This window comes from Hydrogenophaga sp. (assembly GCF_051007235.1).
Taxonomy (GTDB): Bacteria; Pseudomonadota; Gammaproteobacteria; order Burkholderiales; family Burkholderiaceae_C; genus Hydrogenophaga.
The window spans coordinates 1-6,013 of the sequence record NZ_JBPCSJ010000080.1; the positions used below are offsets into that span (position 1 = coordinate 1).

Annotated in this window: 7 protein-coding genes and 1 pseudogene; 6 read left to right on the forward strand and 2 right to left on the reverse strand. The window is 68.9% G+C overall.

Annotated features, from left to right (window positions below):
* The 6 genes and pseudogenes from ACR2JA_RS02745 to ACR2JA_RS02770 all read left to right on the forward strand — a co-directional run.
* A partial coding sequence (locus ACR2JA_RS02745) for an ABC transporter permease (RefSeq protein ID WP_434007591.1) occupies positions 1-2,259 on the forward strand: 2,259 nt, incomplete at its 5' end.
* A complete protein-coding gene (locus ACR2JA_RS02750) occupies positions 2,256-2,852 on the forward strand; it encodes a hypothetical protein (protein ID WP_434007592.1) in 597 nt (198 codons plus the stop codon). The genes ACR2JA_RS02745 and ACR2JA_RS02750, both read left to right, overlap by 4 nt.
* A 24-nt stretch (positions 2,853-2,876) precedes the next feature.
* Positions 2,877-3,407: an efflux RND transporter periplasmic adaptor subunit gene (locus ACR2JA_RS02755; RefSeq protein WP_434007597.1), complete on the forward strand. Its 531-nt coding sequence runs from the start codon at positions 2,877-2,879 to the stop codon at positions 3,405-3,407.
* A 117-nt stretch (positions 3,408-3,524) separates the two neighbouring features.
* A pseudogene (locus tag ACR2JA_RS02760) lies at positions 3,525-3,635 on the forward strand (single-stranded DNA-binding protein); the annotation flags it as partial.
* 259 nt (positions 3,636-3,894) lie between these two features.
* Positions 3,895-4,362: a hypothetical protein gene (locus ACR2JA_RS02765; protein ID WP_434007593.1), complete on the forward strand. Its 468-nt coding sequence runs from the start codon at positions 3,895-3,897 to the stop codon at positions 4,360-4,362.
* Positions 4,363-4,374: 12 nt separating this feature from the next.
* Positions 4,375-4,965, forward strand: a complete 591-nt coding sequence (locus tag ACR2JA_RS02770; protein ID WP_434007594.1) for an RES family NAD+ phosphorylase — start codon at positions 4,375-4,377, stop codon at positions 4,963-4,965.
* A gap of 9 nt (positions 4,966-4,974) precedes the next feature.
* On the opposite strand, the gene ACR2JA_RS02775 is transcribed toward ACR2JA_RS02770, so the two are convergent.
* The gene (locus ACR2JA_RS02775) at positions 4,975-5,454 is read right to left on the reverse strand and encodes a VOC family protein (RefSeq protein WP_434007595.1); all 480 of its coding nucleotides are present in this window, start codon (positions 5,452-5,454) and stop codon (positions 4,975-4,977) included.
* Between the two features lie 67 nt (positions 5,455-5,521).
* A partial coding sequence (locus ACR2JA_RS02780) for an EamA family transporter (RefSeq protein WP_434007596.1) occupies positions 5,522-6,013 on the reverse strand: 492 nt, incomplete at its 5' end.

Genomic DNA, 6,013 nt, shown 5'->3' on the forward strand with positions numbered 1-6,013 from the left:
GCGGTGCACGACTCGCTCAAGACCTCGCGCGACGCCTTCTACGCCGGCAACCGCCTGGCCGACCTGTTCGCCGGCATCAAGCGCGCGCCGGTGTCGCTGGGCGAGCGCATCCGCGCCATCCCCGGCGTGGCCGACGTGAAGCTCGACGTGGTGTTCGACGCCCAGGTCGACCTGCTCGGGGTGGTGCAGCCGGTCACCGGCCGCTTCATCGGGCTGGACCTGTCGGCCGCGCAGGCCGGGCGCCAGGGCCTGAACGCGCTCAGCCTCAAGCAGGGGCGCTGGCCCGAGCGCGGCGCCCCGCTCGAAGCCCTGGTCAGCGACCGCTTCGCCGCCGCGCGCAGCCTGAAACCCGGCGACGTGGTGCACGCCATCCTCAACGGGCGGCGCGAGCGCATCCACCTGGTGGGCACGGCGGCGTCGCCCGAATACGTGTTCGCCTCGCAGGGTGGCGCGCCCGACGACACGGGCTTCGGCATCTGGTGGATCGACGGCGCCCGCATGACCGAGCTGTTCGACATGCAGGGCGCGTTCAACCAGGCCTCGCTGCGGCTCGAAGCCGGTGTGCCCGAACACGCCGTGCTCACGCCGCTGGACCGCCTGCTCGAGCCCTACGGCAGCATCGGCGCCGTGGGGCGCGACCGGCAACTGTCCACCAAGATCGTCAGCGACGAACTGGCGCAGCTCAAGGTCATGGGCACGGTGCTGCCGGCCATCTTCCTGGCCGTGGCCATGTTCATCCTCAATGTGGTGCTCAGCCGCCAGGTGGCCACGCAGCGCAGCCAGATCGCCGCGCTCAAGGCCCTGGGCTACACCGACGGCGCCATCGCCTGGCACTACATCCAGCTCGCGCTGGTCATCGCCGGGCTGGGCGTGGCGGTGGGCCTGGGGCTGAGCCAGCTGATTGGCCGCGGCATGCTCAGCCTGTACGACGAGGTGTTCCGCTTCAACCGCCTGGCCTACGCCACCGACACCACGCTGGTGCTGCTCTCGGCCGCCATCGCCGGGCTGGCCGCTGCCGCCGGCACCTGGACCGCCATCCACGCCGTGGTGCGGCTGCGCCCCGCGCAGGCCATGCAACCGCCCGCGCCGCCGGTCTACACCGCCACGCTGGTCGAGCGCCTGGGCCTGGGGCGCTTCCTGTCCACCAGCGCGCGCATGGTGGTGCGCAACCTGGAGCGGCGCCCGCTGCGGGCGGCCTTCACCGTCACCGGCATTGCGCTGGCGGTGGCGCTGCAGATCTCGGGCGCCTTCTGGCTCGACGCCATCGCCCACATCGTGGACGTGCAGTTCCGCCAGGTGCAGCAGGGCGACGTGCTGGTCAACTTCCACCGCCCGGTGCCCGTGACCGTGGTGCGCGACCTGCAGCGCCTGCCTGGCGTGCTCGACGCCGAGGTCTACCGCACCGAACCCGTGAAGGTGACGCTGCGCGGGCAGAGCAAGGACACGGCGGTCATGGCCCTGCGCGGCAACGCGAAGCTGATGCGCCTGGTGGACGAGGACCGCGGCGCGCTGGCCCTGCCGGCGCACGGGGTGGTGCTCTCGGGTCTGCTGGCGCGCGAAATCGGCGCCCAGGTGGGCGACCGCATCACGCTGCAGCTGCGGCTGTGGAACCGGCGCAGCGTGGAGGTGGAGGTGGTCGACATCGCCCGCACCATGTTCGGCCAGCTGCTCTACATGAACCTGGACACCCTCAACCGCCTGGCCGGCGATGGCGATGGCGTGGCCGACGCAGCGCTGCAGGTGGACCCGGCCGCCATGCCCGCCTTCTGGGCCGCGGTGAAGGCGGCGCCGGGCATCAACTCGGTGTTCGACAAAGCCAGCTCCATGGCCGAGTTCAACCACCGCACCGAACGCAACATGGGCGTGTTCAGCGGCATCCTCACGCTGTTTGCCGTGGCCATGGCGGTGGGCATCATCTACAACGCGGCGCGCATTTCCCTGTCGGAACGCGCGTGGGAACTGGCCAGCCTGCGCGTGCTGGGCATGACGCGGGCCGAAGTCTCGGTGCTGCTGCTGGCCGAGCTGGCGGCCGAACTGCTGGTGGCGCTGCCGCTGGGCGCGCTGGCCGGCTGGGGCCTGGCCACGCTGATGATGCGGCTCATGGCCAGCGACGCGATCGATTTTCCGGTGGTCATCGAACCGTCCACCTACGCCTCGGCCGCGCTCATCGTGCTGGCCGCCGGCGTCGCCAGCGCCCTGCTGGTGCGCCGGCAGATCGACCGGCTGGATCTGGTTTCTGTCTTGAAGGTACGCGAATGAACCCATCGAACAACGCAGCGGCGAAAAAACGCCGCTGGCTCATCGGCGGGCTGGCCTTGGCAGCCCTGGCCGCCATCCTCTGGGCCGCCTACCGCCCGCGCCCGTTGGGCGTGGAAACCGCCACCGTGGCCGAAGGCCGCTTCGAGCAGGTGATCGAGGAAGACGGCCAGCTGCGCCTGCAGCAGCGCTACCTCGTCACCGCGCCCACCGCCGCGCAGCTGCAGCGGCCCACACTCAAGGTGGGTGATGTGGTGAAGGCCGGCGACGTGGTGGCCGTGCTCGCGCCCGCTGCGCCCGGCATGATCGACGCTCGCACCCGCGGCGTGCTGCAGCAGCGCGTGGGCAGCGCCGACGCCGCCATGGCCGCCGCCCGCGCCAACGTGCAGCGCGCCCAGGCCGCGCTGGCCCAGGCCACGCTCGAAGCCGAGCGCGCCGCGCAACTGGCCAAAGACAACTTCATCGCCCCCTCTGCCCGCGACCAGAGCCGCCTGGCGCGCGAGGCCGCAGCCCAGGCCCTGAAAGCCGCGCAGGCCGAACAGGCCGCCGCCGGCCACGCCGCCGGCGAAGCCCGCGCCGCGCTGGGCCGCGCCTAACCGGCGGGCGGTGCGCCGCAGGGGCTGTGGTCGCTCAAGAGCCCGGTCAACGGCCGCGTGCTCAAGCTGCACAAGGACAACGCCGAGCCCGTGCAGGCCGGCGCGCCGCTGCTGGAGATCGGCGACACCGGCGCCATGGAAGCCGTGATCGACGTGCTCTCTGGCGATGCGCCGCGCATCGCCACCGGCGCCGCCGTGCAGCTGAGCACGGGCCGCAACGAGCCGCCGCTGGCCGGCACCGTGGCCCTCAAGGCACCGCCTGAAGAACTGCAGAAGCTGGGCGACGGCTTCCGCGTCGACGCGCGCATCACCGTGTCGGCCCAGGACGGCGCACTGCTCGTGCCCTCGGCCGCGCTGGTGCGCCAGGGCGAAGGCTGGCAGGTGTTCGTGGTGGAAGCCGGCAAGGCCCGGGCGAGGGCGGTGAGCTTCAGTGACCGCAATGCAGACAGCGCCTGGGTGAAGGACGGACTGAAGGCGGGGGAGTCGGTGGTTCTTTATCCGGGGAGCGGGATGAGGGATGGGTTGCCGGTGAAGAACAGGGAAAGTGGTTCATAGGACTGCTTTCCGGCTTAACGAAATTTACCAAACTTTCGAAGTTGACTAAAATTCTGACCACCTTGCTCCAGTACGCCATGAGTGTTTCGTGGGACTGGTTGCCGAAAGAGGTGTGATTTGGCTTCAGTCAACAAAGTCATCCTGGTTGGAAACATCGGACGAGATCCTGAGATCCGTTACCTGCCTTCAGGCGCTTCTGTGCGTTCTGTTTGCCTGAACGCATCAGATCTCGCCGCTTCAGAACCCTCGAACTATTGGGACCCCTGCTGCGCGATCGTGTCGCGTCACCTGCTCGGTGAGTACGCGTTTGTCGCGACGGCTTCCTCGTTCACTCCAATCACATTGAACAGAAGTGATCGCGGTCAAAGCAAGCCGGGAAGACGAGCGCCAGCCACCCATGCCGACCGCGTTCGGTCATCCAGTTTTTTCGGCAGCAGCAAGGCAGACAAGCGCAACGCGCCATAACGGCGGGCATCAGTGAACTCACATGAACACATTGACTTTTCCCCTCTCTGTTGCCCTTGAAAACCCAACCCCTCGTGCTGTTTCAGCGGACCCCTATGCCAGCGAAGCGCAGACCGATGCGCTGCTGCGTTCGGGCGCAGCCTACCGGCGCGAGCGCATGCAGGCGGCCGACATGATCACCACCGACGAAGCCGCCGAACTGGCGGGCACCTCGCGCGTGACCATCAACGCCTGGATCAAGTCTGGCCGCTGCATCGGCGTTGCGCACCTGCGGCGCGGCTTCAAGTTGCCGCGCTGGCAGTTCGAGCCGTTCGTGTTCCCACACCTCCAGCCGCTGTCGCAGGCGCTGGGCACCACCGATGGCTGGCCGCTGCTCGCCTTCCTGGAAAGCCCGCACCCGGCGCTGGACGGCCAGACGCCCCGCGTGGCGCTGGAGCAGGGTGTGGACGCGCCGCGCGTGCTGGGTCTGGCAACAGCAGAGGGACATTGATGCCCCCTGCCCATGAACCTCAAAGAACTCAACCCTCCGCTGATTGAACTGCCCGCCGGACAGACCTTTTTCCGCGTGCAGTTGCTGCGCGCACGGCCCGGCACGGTCAAGACGAACGGGCTGCTGTTGCCGCCTGCCGGCGTACTGTCGGGGCGCTTCTGTCTGCCCGATCAGGTGACGGCGTATCTGGCAGACAGTTCTGACACCGCGCTGTTCGAATCGCAGTTCCGTCGTGAAACCAAGAGCCGAAGCTTGGGCGATCTGCGCAAGCGCGCCCTGTTGCAGTTCATCACAAGGCAGCCGCTGCGACTGGTGGACCTTCGCCCGTTGGCGGAGCCGTATCCGTTGCTGTTGAGCCTTCGCATCGAGCAGACCCAGGCGTTGGCGATCGACTGCTTCACTGCCGGGCACCAAGGCTTGATCTACGACTCGGCGCAGCACCCGCAGCATTCATGCATCTGCTTGTTTCCGAAAGGCATCGCGGCCCTGAAGCGACTGCAGCAATGGCCGCTGGTCAAGCCTGGCTCGCGGCAGTTGCTCCGAGAGGTGGTGGGTGCTGCGCGACGTTCAGGCGTACCGCTGCTACCGGACGACGCGTCCTGAACGCCAGGTTCACCCCCGCCGCGCCGCCTCGATCGCCGCAATATCGATCTTCCCCATCTCCATCATCGCGTTGAACGCGCGCTGGGCCGCGGCGCGGTCGGGGTCGGTGATGGCGGCGGTCAAAGCGCGCGGGGTGATCTGCCACGAAATGCCCCATCGGTCCTTGCACCAGCCGCAGGCGCTGGCTTCGCCGCCGTTGTCGACGATGGCGTTCCACAGGCGGTCGGTCTCGGCCTGGTCGTCGGTGGCGACCTGAAACGAGAAGGCCATGCTGTGTGGCACGCCCGGGCCGCCGTTCATGCCCAGGCAAGGGATGCCGGTCACGGTGAACTCGACGGTGAGCACGTCGCCCTGTTTGCCTGAGGGGTAGTCGCCGGGCGCGCGCAGGATCGCGCCGACCGAGCTGTCGGGGAAGGTGGCGGCGTAGAAGCGCGCGGCTTCTTCGGCGGTGCCGTCGTACCAGAGGCAGATGGTGTTGGGGGCTGGCATGGTGGTCTCCTGCGGTGGGGGGACCACGATAGCCGCAAGCGCCGCTGCCGAGAAGTCGGCGCGGCGTTTACTGCACGATCTCGTCCGCCGGCCCACGGTGCACCTCGGGCTTGGCGGTCGCGGCGCTGCCGGCGGCGGCGCACATCACCAGGGCGATGGCCAGCCATTGCAGGACGGTCAGGTGCTCGTGCAGCACCAGCACGCCCATCAGCGCGGCCACGGCCGGTTCCATGCTGGCCATGACGCCAAAGGCCGCGGGCGACAGGCGCTTGAGTGCGACCATTTCCAGCGAGATCGGGATGGCGCTGGAGACGGCGGCCACGCCCACGCCGATCAGCAGAACGTGCGGCTGCAGCAGCGCGCTGCCGGCGTGCCAGACGCCGAACGGCACCACGGTGATGGCGGCCATGGTCAGGCCCAGCGCGACCGAGTGGCCGGCGTGCAGGTGGCCGACCTTCTTGCCGAACAGGATGTAGGCGGCCCAGAACACCGCAGCGCCCAGGGCGAACGTCACGCCCGCCGGGTCCAGGGTGCTCACGTCGTGGCCCAGTGGCAGCAG